This window comes from Pseudomonas vranovensis (assembly GCF_040438935.1).
GTDB lineage: Bacteria > Pseudomonadota > Gammaproteobacteria > Pseudomonadales > Pseudomonadaceae > Aquipseudomonas > Aquipseudomonas vranovensis.
This window is the reverse complement of sequence record NZ_CP159259.1, coordinates 2,056,370-2,075,735: the sequence shown is the minus strand read 5'-3', so window position 1 is coordinate 2,075,735 and position 19,366 is coordinate 2,056,370. Positions and strand designations below refer to the sequence as shown.

The following is a 19,366-nucleotide window of genomic DNA, read 5'->3' as shown; positions in this document are numbered from 1 at the left end:
CCGACGATGAACAGAACCTTGAACCTGCTTTACAGCCTGCTTTTCTGCAGTTTGTTGCTGGCGTTGTGCCTGTGGTCGCTGCGCGCGGTATTCGGCTTTTCCGCAGCCAGCGAAACCAGCGTGCTGGACGGCAAACTGACGCAGGCCTTCGAGAAGCACTACGACGCCGAATTCCCGGTCAAGCAACTGGGCACCAACCTCTGGGCGCTGGCGAGCTACACGCTGTTCGGTGAAGGCCGCCAGGGCGTGGTCATCGGCCAGGACGGCTGGCTCTTCTCGGACGAGGAGTTCAAGCCTGCGACCCAACCCGATCAGTTGCAGGACAACTGGCGGTTGGTGAACGCGGTACGGGTGGAACTCGAGCGTCGCGGGGTGACGTTGGTGCTGGCGCTCTTGCCAGCCAAGGCCCGTCTCTATCCGGAGCATCTGAACGACGATCGCCCCGCGCTGGCCCAGCAGCACCTATACCCAAAGGCCCACGAGATGATGCGCCAAACCGGGGTGAATGGGCCGGATCTGTTGCCTGCCCTGCGGCAGGCGAAGGCGCAGGAACCGGTGTTCCTGCGCACCGATACCCACTGGACTCCCTTCGGCGCCGAAGTCGCGGCCAGGAGCCTGGCGGAGCATCTGGCGCTGCAGGGTATCTGGCAGCATGGCGACCAGACCTTCGTCACCGAGGCTGTCGACAGCCGGGAGCACAAAGGTGACCTGCTGAGTTTCCTGCCCTTGGAGCCGTACTTCGCCGACCTGCAGCTACCGGCCGAGCAGCTGCGCTTGCGCCTGACCCGGGCCGCCGAGGGGCAGGAGGAGAGCGCCGAGGATGCGCTGTTCGTCGATGCCCAACCGGCGATCGCCCTGGTCGGGACCAGCTACAGCGCCAACGCGAACTGGAACTTCGCCGGTGCCCTGAAACAGGCCCTGGGCAGCGATCTGCTCAATTACGCCGAGGAGGGCAGGGGCCCGCTGGTGCCCATGCTGAACCTGCTGCAGCAGGGGGATAAAGAGCTCGCCGGGCTGCGCCTGGTGATCTGGGAGTTTCCCGAGCGCTATCTGATGCTACCCAGCGACCTGTCCAAGCTCGACGCGGCCTGGCTCGCCCGGCTGCGCAACGACGAGAAAGCGGCCGACCGCGCAGCGCTGCAAACCGCCACCGGCCCTGAGCCCATCCTGCAACCTTAGGAGAATCTGTATGTCCCTTTTTTCCTCGATGCCCTACACCCTGCGCCTGGGCAGCCTGCTGCTTGGCCTGTCCGCCCCGTGGGCAATGGCTGACGAAGCGGCGCTCTACGGTCCGGCGGCACCGAACGGCTCGGCCTTCGTGCGCGGCTTCAACGCCGCAAGCAGCAGTTTTGACGCCAACCTCGGCCCTGTCCGCATCAACGACCTGGGCGCCAAGAGCAGCAGCGATTTCGCCTTTTTGCCGGCCGGCAGCTACACCGCCAACGCGGACGGCAAGAGCCTGGCGGTGAAGCTCGACGCCGAGCGCTACTACACACTGGTGCAGATGCCGAGTGGGAAGCTGGAGCTGGTGGAGGAGCCGCCGTTCAAGAATCACCAGAAGTCGCTGCTGCGCCTGCAGAATCTTTCCGACATCGCCCTGTCGATCAAAACCGCCGACGGTCGTACCGAGGTCATCCACCCGGTATCGGCCAACGCCCGAGGCGAGCGCGAGATCAACCCGGTCAAGGTGCGCCTGACGCTGTACGCCGGCGACCGCAAGATTCGTGACCTCGACCCGCTGGTGCTGGAGCGCGGCGAAGTGGTCAGCCTGTTCGTCACCGGTTCCGCCGACAAGCTGTCACCGGCCTGGGTCAAGCGTCCGGTCGCGACCAACTGAGGAATGGCTATGAAACCCAGCCTGATCTGTACGCGGATGGCGCTGACCGGCCTGGGCCTGCTGTTGGTCGCCGGCTGCAGCAAGCCCCTGGAAGACAACGCGGGTGCCCGCCTGGTGCCGCCCAGCGGCTTCTACCTGGCCGCGCCGCCCCCTACGGGAAAGAAGCCGGCCTGCGCCGGGGCACCCGGGCCCTACACGGGAGACTTGCAGTTTCCGAGCAAGTACGAAGGCTCGGACTCGGCCAGGGACAAGCTGAACCCGCAGGCCGCGGCGCGCTACAAGCGGCTGACCGGCGAGGTGCGTGCGCTGGAAAGCGGCGTGAACAAACTGGTCGGCAAGTATCTGGAGGACGGTCGTCAGGAGTACGCCGACTGCGCCCTGGCCTGGTTGAACACATGGGCCGAAACCGACGCGCTGCTCAGCCGAAACTACAACCACACCGGCAAGTCGGTGCGCAAATGGGCGCTGGGAAGTCTGTCCTCCGCCTATCTGCGGCTGCAGTTCTCCCGGTCCGCACCCTTGCGTGGGCATGAGGCCGAAACGCGCGCCATCGAGCAGTGGTTCGCCCGGCTCGCCGACCAAGTGGTGCAGGATTGGAACGAGCAACCGCGCGAGCGACGTAACAACCACCAGTACTGGGCCGCCTGGGCGGTGATGGCAAGTGCCGTGGTGCTCGACCGCCAGGACCTGTTCGACTGGGCGATCGAGCAGTACCGCCATGGTGTGGAGCAGGTCGACGTCGAGGGCTACCTGCCGCTGGAACTGTCCCGGCACACCCGGGCACTGGCCTACCACAACTACAGCCTGGGGCCGCTGATGATGATCTCGGCATTCGCCCAGGCCAATGGAGTAGACCTGCGTGGCGACAACGGCGGTGCCTTGCAGCGACTCGCCCGGCGGGTCGAAACGGGCGTGCACAACCCGCGCCTTTTCCAGGCCCGGACCGGCTACCCGCAGGAGCTGGAAGATTTGCAGGAGGACGGCAAGTTCGCCTGGCTGGAGCCCTATTGCACACTTTATCGCTGCTCGGCCGAGACCGACGCCTGGCGGCGATCCCTGGAACCCCTGGAGACCTATCGGCTAGGAGGGAATGTCACCCAGCTGTTCAACCCCTGATTGCATCGATGCATCCAATTTCCCGGTTGTCCGAGGCAAGGCCTCCGCGGGGACACGTATGAATTTGAAATGGAACTTTAATGGAGGCGTCTCCCATGATTCCGGTAATCCTTTCTGGTGGCAGTGGTTCCCGCCTGTGGCCCCTGTCGCGCAAGCAGTATCCCAAGCAGTTCCTCGCCCTGACCGGCGAGCTCTCGCTGTTCCAGCAGACCCTGCAGCGCCTGGCCTTTGAAGGTATGCAGAGCCCGCTGATCGTGTGCAACCATGAGCACCGCTTTATCGTCAACGAGCAACTAAAGGCGATCGGCGTCGAGGGGCACTCGACACTGCTCGAACCTTTCGGCCGCAATACCGCGCCGGCCGTGGCGATGGCCGCCTTGCAACTGCTGGCCGAAGGCCGCGACGAACTGATGCTGGTGCTGCCGGCCGACCATGTGATCGAAGACACGCCGGCGCTGCACCAGGCGCTGGAAGTGGCGCGCGGGGCGGCCGAGGAAGGGGAGATGGTGCTGTTCGGCGTCCCGGTCGCGCGCCCCGAGACCGGCTTCGGCTACATCAAGGCGACCCGCGCAGGTGACGCCGGCGGCGTCTATCCAGGCACCTACCGGGTCAGCCACTTCGTTGAAAAGCCCAATGCAGAACTGGCCCGCGAACTCGTCCGCGCGGGTGGCTATTACTGGAACAGCGGCATGTTCCTGTTCCGTGCCAGCCGGTATCTGGACGAGTTGCTCAAGCATGCGCCGGACATCTATGACACCTGTGCGCTGGCCATGGAGCGCAGCCATCGCTTCGGCAATACCATGAGTATCGATGCCGACGCCTTCGAGTGCTGCCCGGACAACTCCATCGACTACGCGGTGATGGAGAAGACCTCCCACGCCTGCGTGGTGCCGCTTGCCGCCGGCTGGAACGACGTGGGCAATTGGTCCTCCCTTTGGGAAGTGCATGAGAAGGACCAGGCCGGCAACGTGCTCAAGGGCGATGTGATGAGCCACGACAGCCGCAACAGCTTCGTACACAGCAGCGGCAAGCTGGTGGCCTTGGTCGGTGTGGACGATCTGGTGGTAGTAGAAACCAAGGATGCCGTGATGATCGCCCACAAGAATTCGGTTCAGGACGTCAAGGCACTGGTCAACAGCCTGGATCTGGAGGGGCGCACGGAAACCCAGAGCCATTGTGCGGTAAATCGTCCTTGGGGCTGCTACGACTCGGTGGACAACGGCATTCGCCACCAGGTCAAACGCATCACCGTGAAACCCGGCGCGCAGTTGTCGCTGCAGATGCACCACCACCGCGCCGAGCACTGGATCGTGGTATCCGGCACCGCCCGGGTGACATGTGACGACAGGGTGTTCCTGCTGACCGAGAACCAGTCCACCTACATCCCGATCGCCTCAGTGCACCGCCTGGCCAACCCCGGCAAGATCCCGCTGGAGATCATCGAGGTGCAGTCCGGTAGCTACCTGGGTGAGGACGACATCGAGCGCCTGGAGGATGTCTATGGACGGACCGGCGAGGCGCTGGTGGCAGCCAAACTGGTCGCCGGCGCTTGAGCCAAAGCACCGGAACGAGCCAGCAGGTTCATGCACACCGAACCCTTGGCTGAGTACCGCTGCGCGTCAGGTGCTGCTCAATGCAGCGCTTGAGCGCGCGCAGCGTTGCAGCTGTAACCTGACGCCGGCTTTTGCGTTCTGTCGTTGGCCTGGCCATCCAGCGGATTGAATGTTCCTTACAGAAATTCCCGAGGGAGGGGAAGTCTAAGCTGGTGGAAACCTCCAACAGCCCGAGGAAATGTCCATCGGATGATCGTCTGTCGACATCGGCCAATTTGACTGTCACCGGCAGATCAGACACGGTCATGCTACTAACCGCCAGCGGTTCCGGTGGACGGACGTGGGGCGGGCGAAGACGAACACGCTGTCGCCGGGCGGTGCCTTGTTCTAGAGACCCGCGGCGAGGTCAACGCGTACTTTGAGCGGTGCGTCGATTTTGGCTACTGACGTTTCGGTGACTTTGCTGCCGCTGGCCCGCAGACGCTCGGTGGCGCGCTCGATCCCGCCTTGCAGTGCGTCACGGGATTTGTCTTCCGGCGGTGGTTGTTCGAGCAACCGGCCCCAGTAATCGATTGCTTCCTGATACCGCTCACCTTCAAATGCGGCGATACCGAGCATACCGAGGCTGCTGACTTCCTTCGGATTGGCCTTGAGCGCTTCGTCAGTCAGGGTCTGGACCTTGTCCAACCACTTTTTGCCATTGGCGAAGTACTGGGCCTGGGCCCATTGCCCCAACAGCTCGGGCTGACGACCGACAAGGTTCACCTACCGGCACCAACACGGCGACAAGCAACGGCAAAGGTTTGCCAAGTCGCGAATCCTGCGACGCGGCGACGCCTTCGGTATCTGCGAACAACCAGTCAGTTCCACCTGCTCAAAGCCATCAGTGACCAGAAAGGCCACGCGTTTGCCATTAAGTTGTGCACTCATGATGTGATCTTCTTTTATCGATAGACCTGAAGTAAGAGGCCTACTGCAAGGAAGCAACGTTCAATCTGGCGGTAATCCCAGTCGTCTTTTGTCCATTCGACTACAATCCGGACGTCGAATAATCATAACAATCATGGAGTTCTTCTTATGCGATCGAGCATGCGCTTGGGACTTTTTGCCGCCGCAGCGGCCTTCACCGCCAGTACTGCTGTACTGGCTGCCCCCGCCTTTATCAACATCCTCACCGGCGGCACCAGCGGGGTGTATTACCCCATTGGCGTCGGTCTTTCGCAGATTTACAGCAACGGAATCGAGGGTTCAAAAACGTCGGTGCAGGCCACCAAGGCCTCGGTTGAAAACCTCAACCTGCTTGAGCAAGGACGAGGTGAGCTGGCATTTGCCCTGGCCGACTCTGTTGCCGACGCCTGGAATGGTGACGAAGAGGCGGGCTTCAAAAAGCCGCTGAAAAAATTGCGGGCAATCGCCAGTACTTACCCAAACTACATCCAGATCGTGGCGAGCGACGAGTCAGGCATCAAGACCTTGGCCGACCTCAAGGGCAAACGTATTTCGGTAGGGGCGGCGAAGTCTGGCACCGAGCTCAATGCACGGGCGATCTTCGCGGCTGCGGGCCTCAAGTATGAAGACATGGGCAAGGTCGAGTACCTGCCATATGCCGAGTCGGTCGAGCTGATCAAGAACCGCCAGCTGGATGCCACCTTGCAGTCCTCGGGCCTGGGCATGGCAGCCATCCGTGATCTGGCCTCGACCATGAAGATCAGCTTCGTGGCCATCCCCTCAGAGGTGGTGGCTAAAATCGGCAACCCGGCCTATCAGGCCGGCATGATCCCGGCGGGTACCTACGACGGGCAGGATGCCGATGTCCCGACGGTAGCCGTGGCCAATATTCTGGTCAGCCAGGAGAAGGTCTCCAATGACGTGGCCTACCAGATGACCAAGCTGATGTTCGAAAACCTCAAACGCCTGTCTACCTCCCACTCGGCAGCCAAGGACATCACGCTGGAGTCAGCGACCAAGAATCTGCCTATCCCGCTGCATCCGGGTGCCGAGAAGTACTACAAAGAAGTGAACGCACTGTAAGCCACAGCGTATTCGCCGGTCGGGCCAGACAGCACCTGGCCCGACCTGTCGCAGGTTTGTGATCACAGAGGTCCTCCCATGAGTCAACAACCACAGGGCCTGGCGGCCGCCGTTGGCAACTGGCCAAAGGGGCTGTTTTTTGTCGCCCTGGCCTTCACGATATTCCAGATCGTCACCGCAGCCTTCCACCCATTCTCGACCCAGGTACAACGCGCCGGCCACGTCGGCTTCTTGCTGATGCTGGTGTTCCTCAGTTACCCGGCGTTGGGCAAGGCCCGGCCCTTCCAGCCAGTTGGCTGGTTGCTGGCGCTGCTGGGCATGGGCACGGCGTTGTACCAGTGGTGGTTCGAGGGCGACCTGATACAGCGCTCGGGCGAGCTGACCCAGGCCGACATGGTTATCGGACTGATCCTGATCGTCATGGTCTTTGAAGCCGCGCGCAGGGTCATGGGCATTGCCTTGCCGCTCATCTGTGGGCTGTTTCTGGCCTATGGCCTACTCGGCGAGCACCTGCCGGGCGACCTGGCCCATCGCGGCTATGGCCTGGACCAGATCGTCAACCAGTTGTCATTCGGCACTGAGGGCCTGTACGGCACACCAACCTATGTATCGGCCACCTATATCTTCCTGTTCATTCTGTTCGGTGCCTTCCTCGAACAGGCGGGGATGATCAAGCTGTTCACTGACTTCTCCATGGGCCTGTTCGGCCACAAGGTGGGCGGCCCGGCCAAGGTCTCGGTAGTGTCCTCGGCGCTGATGGGCACCATCACGGGTTCCGGGGTGGCCAACGTGGTCACCACCGGGCAGTTCACCATTCCGTTGATGAAGCGCTTTGGCTACAAAGCGGCCTTTGCCGGCGGGGTAGAGGCTACGGCCAGCATGGGTAGCCAGATCATGCCGCCGGTAATGGGCGCTGTGGCGTTCATCATGGCAGAAACCATCAACGTGCCTTACGTCGAAGTGGCCAAGGCAGCATTGATTCCGGCGTTGTTGTACTTCGGCTCGGTGTTCTGGATGGTTCACCTGGCGGCCCGGCAGGCCGACCTCAAAGGCTTGCCCAAGGACCAATGCCCCAACGCCTGGACCGCGGTGCGTGACCGTTGGTATTTGCTGATTCCGTTGTTCGTACTGGTGTATTTGCTGTTCTCCGGACGCACGCCGTTATTCTCGGGCACCGTGGGCCTGGCCCTGACGGCGATTGTCATTCTTGGTTCAGCCCTGATACTCAAGGTATCGAACAACGCCCTGCGGGTGGCCTTCTGGGTGGCGCTGGGCGTGCTGTGTGCCGGCTTCTTCCAATTGGGCATCAGTGTGATCTTTGCGGTGATCGCAGCCCTAGTCGTGGTCTGCTGGTTCGTCAAGGGCGGGCGCGGTACCTTGTTGATCTGCTTGCACGCCTTGGTTGAAGGGGCCCGGCATGCGGTACCGGTCGGCATTGCCTGTGCCCTGGTCGGGGTGATCATCGGGATCGTCAGCCTGACCGGTGTGGCAACCACGTTTGCCGGTTATATCCTCGCCGTTGGCCAGGACAACCTGCTGCTGTCGCTGGTGCTCACCATGCTCACTTGCCTGATATTGGGCATGGGTATTCCGACCATTCCCAACTACATCATTACCAGCTCCATTGCCGCGCCTGCGCTGCTGGAACTGGGTGTGCCGCTGATTGTGTCGCATATGTTCGTCTTCTACTTTGGCATCCTTGCCGACCTTACCCCGCCGGTGGCGCTGGCCTGTTTTGCGGCGGCCCCGATCGCCCGGGAGTCAGGCCTGAAGATCAGCCTGTGGGCGGTACGTATCGCAGTGGCCGGGTTCGTTGTGCCGTACATGGCGGTGTATAACTCGGCGCTGATGCTGCAAGGCGATAGTGTGTTGGCAAGTGTCTACATGGTGTGCAAGGCAGCGCTTGCCATCGGGTTGTGGGGCGCGGCGTCGATCGGTTACCTGAACGGGCCGCTGGCCTGGTGGGAGCGGCTGCTGGCATTCGCCGCCGGCAGCTTTTTGATCCTGGCGCTGCCAATTACCGACGAAGTGGGCTTTGCCTTGGGCCTGCTGGTGATCGGCCCGCACTGGTGGCGTACCCGCAGGGGCAGGGCGCTTGCATGATTGGATTGTGCCTGGGACTGGCTGGCGTGGTGTGGAGTGAGTTGCCGCTTACCCACTTCACCCTGGCCTGGAACCACAGCATTGAAAAAATCCGCTGGGAGGAGGACTACCGCGTCACCCCCTCGGGCCTGGTGTTGGGTCAAGCGCGGGTCAAAGGCTCTGGCGCGGGCATGGAAATCCCCGACGACGCTCGCCTGCATGACGGTAGTTGGCATTACCAGCGCCGACTGCCGCCGTTGCAACCCCTGCGCCTGGGCCGTACCCCTGAGGCTGGAGACTACCTGTTGTGTGTGGATGGCCAGTGCAAGGCCCTGAGCCTCTGGCTAGGGCCACCACAGACGCGCCAGCCCGCAGTGGAGTTGTGGAGTTGCGAGCAGGGCTGAGCTACGAGGCAATGGTTGTGGAATTGCATTGTCGACGCAACCTTCACGCGGCTTGGGGGTGATTCCTTTACTCAGTAGCGATGAGGATGTTCCTTCATTGACACAGGGCTTGGTGGATGGCCCCGAAACGCCCTCGGGCACTTATTACCTGGGCTGCCACCCGCCATGCGGTACACGAATAAGCAACTGTGGCGCGCACACAATGGGAGCCTGCGAGCCGTCGACGTTAGTGAATAGCGTGACATCCAGACTCAATAAAGCGTTGCCAGTGGAGGGCATTTCGACCTTGAACCATCGCTCGCACTCGGTGGCCAGTTGGCATGCCAAATCATGGAGTGTTAAAGCGTTTTCTGTAGCCGCCAGGGCATCGTCACTTGCAAGTTGCACATTGTTCGCCAAGAGGATGGGCAGATCGATCCAAAGTCCGGCACCGCCTCCTGCGGGTGCGGCGCTTTCAACGCTGTACACGATTGATATTTGCAGCAAGCGTTCCTTGGCTGCGGAGCTGGCGGCCTGCGCAAATGGAGATAGTGCTCTCTCAATCGTGTCTGCGAGCGAATCGTTTGAGGCGAATGTGTACCTTGGCATAGTGATTAAGGGCACGACTGGAGAGGCGAATGAAACGTCCGGGGTCTGGTATATCAGCCCTCGGTTAGTCTTCAAGCCGCTGGCACCGCCAAGATTAGCGTTGCGAACGATCCACCACCTCGAGATCGCCGTTTGGCGAGTCGCCACGTCGAGGCTTGGCCAGACGAACTCCAGACTTCCTGCGACCGCGTCAGGCAGCTGCGCATAATCGTAACTGGCAACGAACCAGCATGCTCCACTGGTTGGCGCATCCAGGCCTGCAGGTGATAGGGGCCCGTGGATTTGACCATTGATGATGGGCCAAACGATGTTCACCTTGTCACATTGGCCGCTGACGTACTCACCTTGGGCAAACAACTGAAGGGTCGGTTGTTCATCGAATGCATTCGAGAAGTTCAGGACGTAGCCCGTGCTTGTTTGTCCCGCCGGTGCGTCATCGCGGACTGCGGTACGGGCCACTAGGCCTGGATGGCCAGGCCATGCCGCCCAAGCGGAAGTGAGCCGCGATATCTGGTCGAGAAGAGCCTTGATCACTTGATGAGGGGTAGGCGAGTCTGACTTCAACTCAAACGCATCCAGCAACGTGCTGGAGAGTGGTTGATTGTAAGTGAGCCTCACCCACAACTCGTCTTGTGCTTCGTGCTCCGGCAGAACCAGGCGCGTCGAGTAATTCCATCGCGGCTCGGGCGGGCCCAAAGCGTCGGACGGAGCCGGTGCCGTTTGCTCGGCGTGTTGGGTCTGAAGGACGGGGGAGGCGGGGAATGCGCGCACCGGTACCGGTACATTGATCACACCTAGCGATAGGGTAAGCGGATCGTCTTTATGCTCTAGTACGAAGCCAAGCCATTGCGATGGGGTGTAGCCGAATGCTGATTCCGAGTCGTTGAAATGGTGCTCGACGCGTGCAGAGTAGGGCAGCTCGAGATCCTGGTTTGCTTCACCGCCTGCGCGCGCTGCAGTCACCAGGAAGTTGAGAAGCCCAGGGCTCGATGTGGTGCTGGCAGTGATTGGAAGCTTCATCGCATAAGCAGTCGAGAGCGAGGTCAGTACGCTTTGTTCGAACAGGTCTTGAGCTGCTGCCAGGTTACCCCCTGTTGTTGAGGGGAATACCGGGCCTACTCCGTTAGCGAGTGCCTTCGCGAAAACGGCCTTGAGGCCCATCAAGCTTTGGTAGTCGTCACTATCAAACGCGGCGAATTCGGCGCAACTGGCCGGCGCTAAGATTTCATCGAAAGCTGAAAGAAAGATTCGCGCCCATGCGTCGACGTCAACGTCGCTAAAAGTTTTTGATGTGTATGTCGGTGAGAGCGTATTTGGGTCATAAGTGGGTACTTGAGCGGGTCCGCCCATCAGTTCTGTGGTGAGTGGAAGCAGGGTGAAGTATCTCGCCTGCTGCTGCCGCTCCTCTTGAGGTTTGCTGTAGCGCTTTATCCAGGCATAGAGGCTACGCGTCGGCACACCGAGACGTGCCGCTACATCAGCGACAGGCAGCTGCTTTTCGATCACTTGATTGACCGCTTGGATTTTGAATTCTTCGGGGTAACGTGGGTTGCTCATGGCACCTCCTAATTGGCCTCAGTTTAAGGCAAAGAGGTGTCTACGAAACCAGGGGCGATTCAAAGGTATGCAAGCTGATAAGCGAAAATGAAACTGATCAGGAAACAATCCGGTTCACATGCTTAAAAAAGGCGACGATGGAGCTCCCGGATATTCCGAGCGTGCTTGAATCGGCGGTGATTGAGGTGTGGTGCGGTTCAAAGTCTCTCAAATTCCCGCAGTCGTAAGATCGATAATATTTCAAAGCCGGGGATACGTTCCCGGTTTTGAATTATTTCAGCGCTGAATTTCTAACAATTTCTTCCGGGTACTATATGTGAGCTTTATCAGTTAATCGGAAAATCATATCCCTCTGATCTGGCTGAGATTTCTCTAGGGGCGAAGCCATAGACCGGAGAAATGAATTCTTTTTTCCGCTCAAGTACTGCAACGCGTCTTTTTTCCGGTCAATGGCCGTCCCAAAAGCCTGCAAGGCCCACAATGAACCAAGCCATCAACTGGTTTCGCTCACACCTCCACGATCCTTTCGTCGCAGCTGTAGCCGGGCTTCAGCACGTATTGAGGTCGTCTGCCTGGCTGACAACAAATACGCATCCCAAGCCTTAGCTATAGATAGACGGATGAAGATGGCTTGCTTGAGGAGAGTCGCAATTATCTTCACGGTCTAAAGCTGCTGAGAAGATTTGCCTCAGGAGGTAGATCTGTTATCAATTGATTCGTCGAAACATGGCCCTTCATTAGTTGAGAGAGAGAGAGTCTTGCTTTTTGTCGTCACAAATCTCTTCTAGCGGGAAAGAGGAATGCAACGGAACATTTAATAAGAGGCCCTTTAAAGGGATCCATAAGATTCAATCGCTTCACTCCGCTCATCCGTTGAGAATCATGTAACTAAGCTTGACACGAGCTCGGGTTCTGCACATCGAGGCACCCGAAGAGTCAATTTTTGCATGCCAAGGACTCCGAATCCTAAGGAAATCCTTGGTCAGTTGAACTCACTTGAAAGACCGAATTAATCAATTAATGATGGTTTTTCAATTTATGCATAAATAATAAGCCATAGCGTAACTTATTGATTTTTATCATTTATATTTCCAGCGAAATGCAGGTGATGCTTTCTTGGGTTTAATCAATATATTAAATATTCGAGGTGTCAACTTTCTGGCTGATAATGGCGTTAAAATTTAGTTGATGCGGTCGTCGTGGTGAGCTAGCGTATAGCCAGTGCGAAGTCACTAGGCTTCCTGCTCGAAGCAAGTAATTCGCTCCAGTGGTTACTTAGAGCTTTGGCAGTTGAATAGAAAAGAAAGTTGATTCAACTTCGGCTATAAGGCAGCTATGGATTAGTAAGGTGTGCTCGCACTTACTTGCTGCTCGATCTTCATATCTTTAGTGTGGTGAATGTTAATGGCGAAGGACTCTGGCACCTCAATCACAATTCACGCAACACGACCGGTTAGGGCTAAGGTTCCTCCTTTAAGAGTTCCAAGGCCTTGGAAGCCCGCCAATCCAACTGTGATGCGTGAGGCAGTGCCATATCAATCATTGGATGTAAGTGACGCTGAGCTACGGCTTGCTCTGAAGCGGGAAGCCATTTTTCAGCAGCTAAAACAAAAAATGATTGATCAGCCTAAAGCGATGGAACTTCTAGAATTAAAAAAGAGCCAGTTTTACAAGCTATACAATAAATTCCTAGCGTCCGAAAGCTATCTTGAGCTGACAAGGAAAAAGCGAGGAACGAAACCTGGACGCGAAACCCTCACGGAAGTGCAGCGCGCCGCCTTGGAAACGGCGTATCAAGAGTACTATAGAGGGCCGAGCGCATCCTCGGCAAAGGTTTGGAAGGAATCGCAAGGTCTATGTCCTGACAATCAGCGTCCTCCTAGTAAGTATCAAGCCAGAAAATTTGTGACGGCTAAACCTGAGAAAGAGAAGTACTATCGTAAATACGGCAAGGAAAAAGGTGATAATAAGTATCTTGTTAAGCCTGGAAAAAAGGTTATGGAGCGGGTGCTTCAACAAGTGCAAATGGATCACACCTCTGTAGATATTTTGCTTGTAGATGAGTTTGATCCGAGCGTAATAATTGGGCGACCCTGGTTGACAATTCTAATGTGCTCCTTGACAAGGGTTGTACTCGGACTGTATTTAAGCCTGCAAGCGCCCGGGTTGAGAACAGTTGCAAACGCCTTGAGCTTCGCCATTCTTGAAAAGGCTAAGTCTTTGGAGTTATACGCCCCTGGCGGTAATACTTACCCTTTTCACGGCATTCCCTTTCAGATTTACACAGATAATGCTGCAGAGTTCACAAGTCCTCGTTTCATTGCAACATGCAAGCGCTGGGGTATCGACTGGGATCATCGCCCTGTCGACAAGAAGTGGTATGGAGGACTGATAGAGAGAGTGATTGGTACCTTCATGACCTCGGTTCATTTTCTCCCGGGCACCACTGGCAGTAATGTGATTCAGCGGCAGGGGCTAACTCCGGAGCACGATGCAAAATATAATGTAATCGAGTGCGCAAAATTTTTACTGGAAGAGGCAATACTATATAACGGAACTGTTCATCGAGAGCTCGGGTGCACGCCACGTCAAGCGTGGGATCACTATGACGCTATGGGGCTACTGGATCGAAATAGAGTCATCCGTCCTGAGGATCAAGATCGTTTCTTCATTGATTTTCTTTCACCCTCTTATGACCACGTAATCCATCCCTATGGGATTAATTTTGCAGGGAGAAGGTATGGTCGGTACGAGCTTGAGCCGTACATTGGACGTCGAGATGTTGAAATTCGGTACCAGCCATATGATCTGGGGTCGATATGGGTATTAGTTGATGGGCAGTTTTTGCATGTGCCGTGTAGTTTTACACGCGACAGGCTCTCTAACAACTGGGAGTCCTACAGCAATCACCGTGGGCTGTCTCGCGCTCGACTTGTTGGCCACAACGCCCCAAGTGGAATGCTCGACGATGAATATGCACTCGAAGCCCAAGAGCGCCAGCGGCTCCTGGCGCAGCAGGTAAAAGCTAAGCCTAAACAGGCTCTGCCACAGCCTGATGACGCCGGTGCTAAAGACGTCACCGCCCAAGGAGAGCGGCTGCCAAACCCCCCAGCGCCTCAGCCTGTAATTGGTACGCCTCGTATCATTACTAACAGCAAAGCTGGCGCAAATACCTTCGAGCCAAAAATCATTGTAGATAGGTTCAAACTATGAGTTCTCATCCTACTTTTGACTATTCGCACGTTCTGGAGGCGCATCGCCACAAGCTTGATTTACCTGTGGAGGAGCGAATTAAGATTTGCAGACATGATTTTTGGATCGATAATCCGAAGTTTGCGCCAGTATTTGAGTGTTTAGGTCACATGCTTTACACAGCACACCAAATTCAGGCGTCTTGCATTTTTATTTACGGGAATGGGGGTGATGGCAAATCAGCCGCTTGGCATCACCTGAAATATCTCAGTTCCAATTCCGATAAAAAAATGGTTTTTATCGAATTAACTGAGAATACAAGTCGCTTTAAGCTACATGATCGGCTTTGCCAGGCCTTCGGAATTGACATGGGTCGCCGAAGCATTGCCGACAAAGAGGAACTTATTTTCAAATATATCGCTAATAATGGAATATGCGCAATCGTTATTGATGAGTTGAATGATGCGCTGCTCCAGCCTTACGCACAAAAGCGGACGCTCCTTTCCTTGATGCGTAATCTTGCCGGTACTTTGAAGCTGTGTGTAATCGCGTTCGGGAATACTGAGGCATGCAGTATTCTCACGCTTGATCGAATCATAGATAGGCGCTTTGTACAATACTATGTGAGTGATTGGGAAATGGGGCAGGATTTTGTGAATTTTCTAGCGACCTATGAAGCGCATCTGCCCTTAAAAATAAGATCCAATATTACCTGTGCGGAGATCAATGCGCTGATCCTGTCTGAGTCATACGGCATCATGGATAATGTCGTTAAAATTATGAAGTGCTTGGCAATGGATGCAATCGAATCAGGCGCTGAGCGTATTAGTGCAGGGCAATTCCCTCGCCTTCGTGAAATCGCAATGAGGTTTGGTTTCAACCTACACGTTCCTAAGACTAAACGTGAAGATGCCCATGCCCATGCAAACACATAAAATGACACCATGCCAGCAGGCGATATATGATAGCACCATAAATAGTTTAGTCTCTGCTGACCCAGTGATTACTATTATCAATGCTTACCCAGGAGCAGGGCTTTCTACATTGATGGAGAATATTTTGACGTCCCAAGGTAAATGCATTCTAAATTTGGCGGCGCGCCCCGCACTCACCGGCATGAATTTGCTGGAGACCTTCTACTATGAGCTTGGGTTGGGTGCAGAAGGAATATATCATGGTGCTCCGATCCCGTCGTATGTGAAAGAACTGGTTAGCGTTCAGTCTATATCGGTGATTGCGATTGGTGATCTTGACGACTTTGCTCTCACTGTGTCGATGAAAAAAACAGCTGTTAGTCATTTGAATAAAATGGCCACGGGACTGCCTGGTATTAGCTTCTTGATGTCGCAAAGCCCGTTGAGGGGAAAGGCCGAATGTGTTGTTCATCAGCGCGAAATTACAGGTAGTCAAAATCGTAGTGAGAGCATTCTGCAAAGCTTTGAATCCAAACAGCAATACATGGACTATTTCGAGGGTTTCGTTCAGACTATCGGATTGCGTGCTGTTACGACCTCAGTGCTGTCCGACCTCTATGCGAGGACAGAGGGTAATCTCGCATCTACAATTTTGAATTTATGCCATCCGCTTTTAAGGGCGCAATGGTTCGTCGAGCAGTCTAAAGATGATTAACCCTAATGAACCGCTACCAAACGAGCTTTTTTCGTCTTGGTTGCATCGGCAGGGGGCCATTCCAAGGATTGGAAAACTCTCACTGAGGGAGGTAACAGATGTTTATCATCGCTGTATGCAGCAGGGAGACTTCGATCCGGATTTTGATCGAGAGAGCGAGTTCACACGAACTTGCCTTGAGCTCATGGGGATGTCACAGTCCGACTTCAAGGGTTTCGATACAACAAGCTCGTGGTTGATACCCCGATACTATCGAGGGGCGTTCTGCTACCAGTGCTTCTGTGAGCACATTAGGCATTTTCGGCTGCCAACGATGCTAACGGAGTGGTGTTCCGTCTTTCACACAGTTTGCCCTCGGCACTTGGTTCCCATACTCGATACTCCTGGGATATATAATTACAAACTCAACATGGCTTTAAAGCTATTCGGTCACTACCATTCCAATTCCAATATTGTTTCAAAGGAGTCATCAAGTATGGAGACTGGTGTACTATCGGCATTGCTGAAAGTACAGTCTCTGATGTCAAAATTTGAGATGCAATGCCAGAAGAGGGAAGATGATCGTCAGTGGCGACTGATACAATTGATTATCCGAGTGTTGCTCTATCCAAGGCACGGATTAATAACTTCCCTGTTCCCCAAGCAGCCGGTCAGCACTGATTCTCAACTGTTCAGGTATAACCTCAACCTCGGGCCTTTAATCAGTCAGGCGATTCGTCGACGGGTTGCTGTGCTCCTCACAGGCCTGCTTTTTAATTATGTCGAACAAGCAGATAGACCTGCAGCGGAGCGGTATTTGGAGTCTTATGATCATCGCCACCACTACTTCGACAATATGTACGGACTGGGCAGGTCAGCAAATATATTTACTCCTGAACGGGGACTGCAGCTCCTAAGTCAATTATTGGAACTCTCTCAAGATACTGAGAGCCCTTATCTTAGGGACTTCATCGCTGGATTCGGTAGCGGGCGTGGATAGCAAACGATCGGAGGTGGAGTTGCAAATGAATCTTGTTATTCAAGTCACATTCTCACTGGCTGTGGCTATGACTGAGGAGGGCGAGTTTTTTGGCGAGCAAGCGAAGGTCGGAATGCTTGTTTTGTTGCCCTCTCGGCGGATCATAACGTGGTTCCACGTAGCGAAGTATCCGGTAGTATCGCCTCGCATGATTTTTCCTGGACTGCTGGCGTCCGGCCTAACAAAGACATCGAAGTTCAACGCCAACAAAACATCAGACACCCAGAAGCACGAGGATGTGGTAGACGCCTTCCTGGACATCTTTTACGACTTTCCAGTTACAGTCTATGGCAGTCGCGCGACCGTGCGCGAGATCGCGAAACGAAATTTTGATTCGTTAATGCGTAGCGCGGTTGCACGTTACAACCGGCAGGTCGGAAGCTTACTCAACGAATGACCGCAGTGAACACTATTATCTTGCTAAGTGGCAGCTGGACGGGTATTAGAAATCTTTTTAAAAGGCGCAAATCTCTGTCCAAATCAGATTTACTGAATAGGTTCGCCGTCCGGCTGCTTTCTCCACAGCACGCTCACCGTCGACTTCGCAAGCCCCAGCAGCTCCGCGGTCTCCTTCTGCGTCTTTCCTTCAGCCTTGCATTGAAGCACCGCCGCTCGATTGGCAGCGCCTGACCGAATGCGACCGTGCACTGATTGAAGCTTGCCGTCGGTAAACTCGCCGTCGAGCTTGTCCAGGACACCGAGCTTCTCAAGTTTGGTGATCTCACCGGCCAGGTGTTTCAAAAATTCCTTCGGGGTCTGGCTACGGACATGAGCGCTGGCGACCGCCACGAGCGCTACAAGGTCAACGTCCAATGCAATGGCGATGTCTTCGAGCGAGGACAGGGTGGGGCTGCTTTTCGCGCGCTCGAGGTTATTCATGTGCCGAGCTTCGACCCGGCCATGAAAATCTTCTTGAGACAGGTTTCGGGCGGTACGTGTCAGTCTTAAGACTGCAGCCAGTGGTTCTCTCAACGACATTTGGTATACCCAAAGCCGAGGATAAAGCCATATTGCAAGGTTCGACTCCATGCAATATAGTGCTGTGAAATGAACTGTGCGCCACGCTTGGTGCGTTGTCCTGGTCGAGTAACTGAAGGCTGGGATGCTTGCGCTCCATCGCGCCGGCAGTCTCGGCAAGCATGCGCTCTGTAACCCAGTCTGCATCAATTTATAGCTAAATCCTCAAGGTCAGCGTTTTGAGAATCAGAATCTACTCAGACCTCCACGCCGAGTTCCACCGTTTCGACCCGCCACCCCTCGACGCTGGTGTTGAGCTGGTAATCCTCGCGGGTGACATCAACAAAAAGGCCAGGGGCGTCCACTGGGCCAACGAGACGTTCGCCTGCCAAGTCGTATACGTCACAGGGAACCACGAGTATTACGACGGGCACCTTGATCGCACCTTGCAGAAGATGAAGGACGCCGCGGCCGGCCACGTGCATGTTCTGGACAACGAATCGCTGACTCTGGGGGATGTCAGAATCCTCGGCAGCACAGCATGGACTGACTTCACGTCAACAGGGAACCAGGTCGCGGCCACCAACGCTGCCAGGCAAGGCATGAACGACTTCAAGTACATCAGGGCAGACTCGAACTACAGAAGATTGAGACCGGATGACCTGGTTACCCGGAACCACATCGCCAAGGACTGGCTCACCCAAGAGCTTGCTCAACCGTTTGATGGCAAAACGGTAGTGGTAACCCATCACTCACCATCTCCCGTGGTGATTGGTGAGCAGCATGAAGGGCATCTTACTGCAGCGTACACCAACGACTGGCAGCACCTAATCGAGGAGGCCAATGTGTGGGTGTTCGGTCACACGCATGAGGCTACAGATGTTGAGCTGGCTGGCTGCCGGGTGATCTCAAACCCCCGTGGCTACCCCGGAGAGAACACCGGTTTTGACCCTTACTTCGAGATCCAAATCTAATGGCCACTTCGGCGATGAAGCACTTTATTGACCACGCCGTCGAGCCGATAGAGCTCGAGCGGGATCTTCCCTCTGAGGTCATTCAGGCGCAGGGCATAGACTGGGGAGTAGTAGTGGATGCTTACCTGATCAAGGCCGCGAGGGCAGGGCAGAGCTACGCGGCGCTTGTTTACAGCGATCAGTCTGGGGTTTGCTCGGACGGAATGACAGTTGCTACCCCTCCACTTTGCCTGGTTGAGTCGAGGGCGGGCTTCAAGCTGATGCGCAGCTTCGATGGTCAAGACCACTTCGTGATCGCTAGCGAGCTAAGTGAGTCGCAGTGATCAGCCTTGTTGGGTTGGCTTACCAGCCAGCCTGAAGGCCCTTTAAAGCTGTAACGGTTGGTGAGGCGCGACGAGCGCCTCTGATTTACGTTCTTTGTATCCCGC

Annotated in this window: 15 protein-coding genes and 3 pseudogenes; 14 read left to right on the top strand and 4 right to left on the bottom strand. The window is 55.9% G+C overall.

Annotated elements, in window-relative coordinates:
• The first annotated feature begins 6 nt into the window (after nt 1-6).
• The 4 genes from ABVN19_RS09635 (at nt 7) to ABVN19_RS09620 (ending at nt 4,506) form a co-directional block, all read left to right on the top strand.
• Nucleotides 7-1,179, top strand: coding sequence for an alginate O-acetyltransferase (locus ABVN19_RS09635; protein ID WP_028946186.1), 1,173 nt, complete (start codon nt 7-9; stop codon nt 1,177-1,179).
• 28 nt (nt 1,180-1,207) lie between these two features.
• Nucleotides 1,208-1,837, top strand: a complete 630-nt coding sequence (locus tag ABVN19_RS09630; protein ID WP_256585929.1) for an alginate O-acetyltransferase AlgF — start codon at nt 1,208-1,210, stop codon at nt 1,835-1,837.
• A gap of 21 nt (nt 1,838-1,858) precedes the next feature.
• Nucleotides 1,859-2,953 carry a mannuronate-specific alginate lyase gene (locus tag ABVN19_RS09625; protein WP_177431080.1) on the top strand — a complete coding sequence of 365 codons (1,095 nt, stop codon included), beginning with the start codon at nt 1,859-1,861 and terminating at the stop codon, nt 2,951-2,953.
• Nucleotides 2,954-3,048: 95 nt separating this feature from the next.
• A complete protein-coding gene (locus ABVN19_RS09620; RefSeq protein ID WP_028946183.1) occupies nt 3,049-4,506 on the top strand; it encodes a mannose-1-phosphate guanylyltransferase/mannose-6-phosphate isomerase in 1,458 nt (485 codons plus the stop codon).
• Between the two features lie 259 nt (nt 4,507-4,765).
• On the opposite strand, the pseudogene ABVN19_RS09615 reads toward ABVN19_RS09620, so the two are convergent.
• Both ABVN19_RS09615 and ABVN19_RS09610 read right to left on the bottom strand, forming a co-directional pair.
• Nucleotides 4,766-5,362 (bottom strand): annotated as a pseudogene (locus tag ABVN19_RS09615) (c-type cytochrome biogenesis protein CcmI); the annotation flags it as partial.
• Nucleotides 5,362-5,436, bottom strand: a pseudogene (locus tag ABVN19_RS09610) (protease); the annotation flags it as partial. The pseudogenes ABVN19_RS09610 and ABVN19_RS09615, both read right to left, overlap by 1 nt.
• 147 nt (nt 5,437-5,583) lie before the next feature.
• Between ABVN19_RS09610 and ABVN19_RS09605 the strand changes: the two are divergent.
• From ABVN19_RS09605 to ABVN19_RS09595, 3 genes are all read left to right on the top strand, one after another.
• A complete protein-coding gene (locus ABVN19_RS09605; RefSeq protein ID WP_028946181.1) occupies nt 5,584-6,537 on the top strand; it encodes a TAXI family TRAP transporter solute-binding subunit in 954 nt (317 codons plus the stop codon).
• A gap of 78 nt (nt 6,538-6,615) precedes the next feature.
• On the top strand, nt 6,616-8,640 hold the full coding sequence (locus ABVN19_RS09600; protein WP_028946180.1) for a TRAP transporter permease: 2,025 nt from the start codon (nt 6,616-6,618) through the stop codon (nt 8,638-8,640).
• Nucleotides 8,637-9,023, top strand: a complete 387-nt coding sequence (locus ABVN19_RS09595; protein WP_028946179.1) for a DUF1850 domain-containing protein — start codon at nt 8,637-8,639, stop codon at nt 9,021-9,023. The genes ABVN19_RS09600 and ABVN19_RS09595 overlap by 4 nt, the downstream gene beginning before the upstream one ends.
• 1,980 nt (nt 9,024-11,003) lie before the next feature.
• Here ABVN19_RS09595 and ABVN19_RS09590 read toward each other — a convergent pair.
• Nucleotides 11,004-11,168: pseudogene (locus tag ABVN19_RS09590) on the bottom strand (transposase); the annotation flags it as partial.
• Nucleotides 11,169-12,683: 1,515 nt separating this feature from the next.
• Between ABVN19_RS09590 and ABVN19_RS09585 the strand changes: the two are divergent.
• From ABVN19_RS09585 to ABVN19_RS09565, 5 genes are all read left to right on the top strand, one after another.
• Nucleotides 12,684-14,381, top strand: coding sequence for a Mu transposase C-terminal domain-containing protein (locus ABVN19_RS09585; protein WP_158259246.1), 1,698 nt, complete (start codon nt 12,684-12,686; stop codon nt 14,379-14,381).
• A complete protein-coding gene (locus tag ABVN19_RS09580; protein WP_105642560.1) occupies nt 14,378-15,295 on the top strand; it encodes a TniB family NTP-binding protein in 918 nt (305 codons plus the stop codon). The genes ABVN19_RS09585 and ABVN19_RS09580 overlap by 4 nt, the downstream gene beginning before the upstream one ends.
• Nucleotides 15,282-15,989: a hypothetical protein gene (locus ABVN19_RS09575; RefSeq protein ID WP_146117346.1), complete on the top strand. Its 708-nt coding sequence runs from the start codon at nt 15,282-15,284 to the stop codon at nt 15,987-15,989. Before ABVN19_RS09580 ends, ABVN19_RS09575 begins: the two co-directional genes overlap by 14 nt.
• A 475-nt stretch (nt 15,990-16,464) precedes the next feature.
• On the top strand, nt 16,465-16,968 hold the full coding sequence (locus ABVN19_RS09570) for a hypothetical protein (protein ID WP_105642558.1): 504 nt from the start codon (nt 16,465-16,467) through the stop codon (nt 16,966-16,968).
• Between the two features lie 25 nt (nt 16,969-16,993).
• Nucleotides 16,994-17,404, top strand: a complete 411-nt coding sequence (locus ABVN19_RS09565) for a hypothetical protein (RefSeq protein ID WP_105642557.1) — start codon at nt 16,994-16,996, stop codon at nt 17,402-17,404.
• 89 nt (nt 17,405-17,493) lie between these two features.
• On the opposite strand, the gene ABVN19_RS09560 is transcribed toward ABVN19_RS09565, so the two are convergent.
• Nucleotides 17,494-17,886, bottom strand: a complete 393-nt coding sequence (locus ABVN19_RS09560) for a helix-turn-helix domain-containing protein (protein ID WP_256585927.1) — start codon at nt 17,884-17,886, stop codon at nt 17,494-17,496.
• A 317-nt stretch (nt 17,887-18,203) separates the two neighbouring features.
• On the opposite strand from ABVN19_RS09560, the gene ABVN19_RS09555 reads away from it, so the two are divergent.
• Complete coding sequence (locus ABVN19_RS09555) at nt 18,204-18,938, top strand: metallophosphoesterase family protein (RefSeq protein ID WP_105642555.1); 735 nt, start codon at nt 18,204-18,206, stop codon at nt 18,936-18,938.
• 14 nt (nt 18,939-18,952) lie between these two features.
• Complete coding sequence (locus ABVN19_RS09550; protein WP_256585926.1) at nt 18,953-19,261, top strand: hypothetical protein; 309 nt, start codon at nt 18,953-18,955, stop codon at nt 19,259-19,261.
• Nucleotides 19,262-19,366 lie beyond the last annotated feature (105 nt).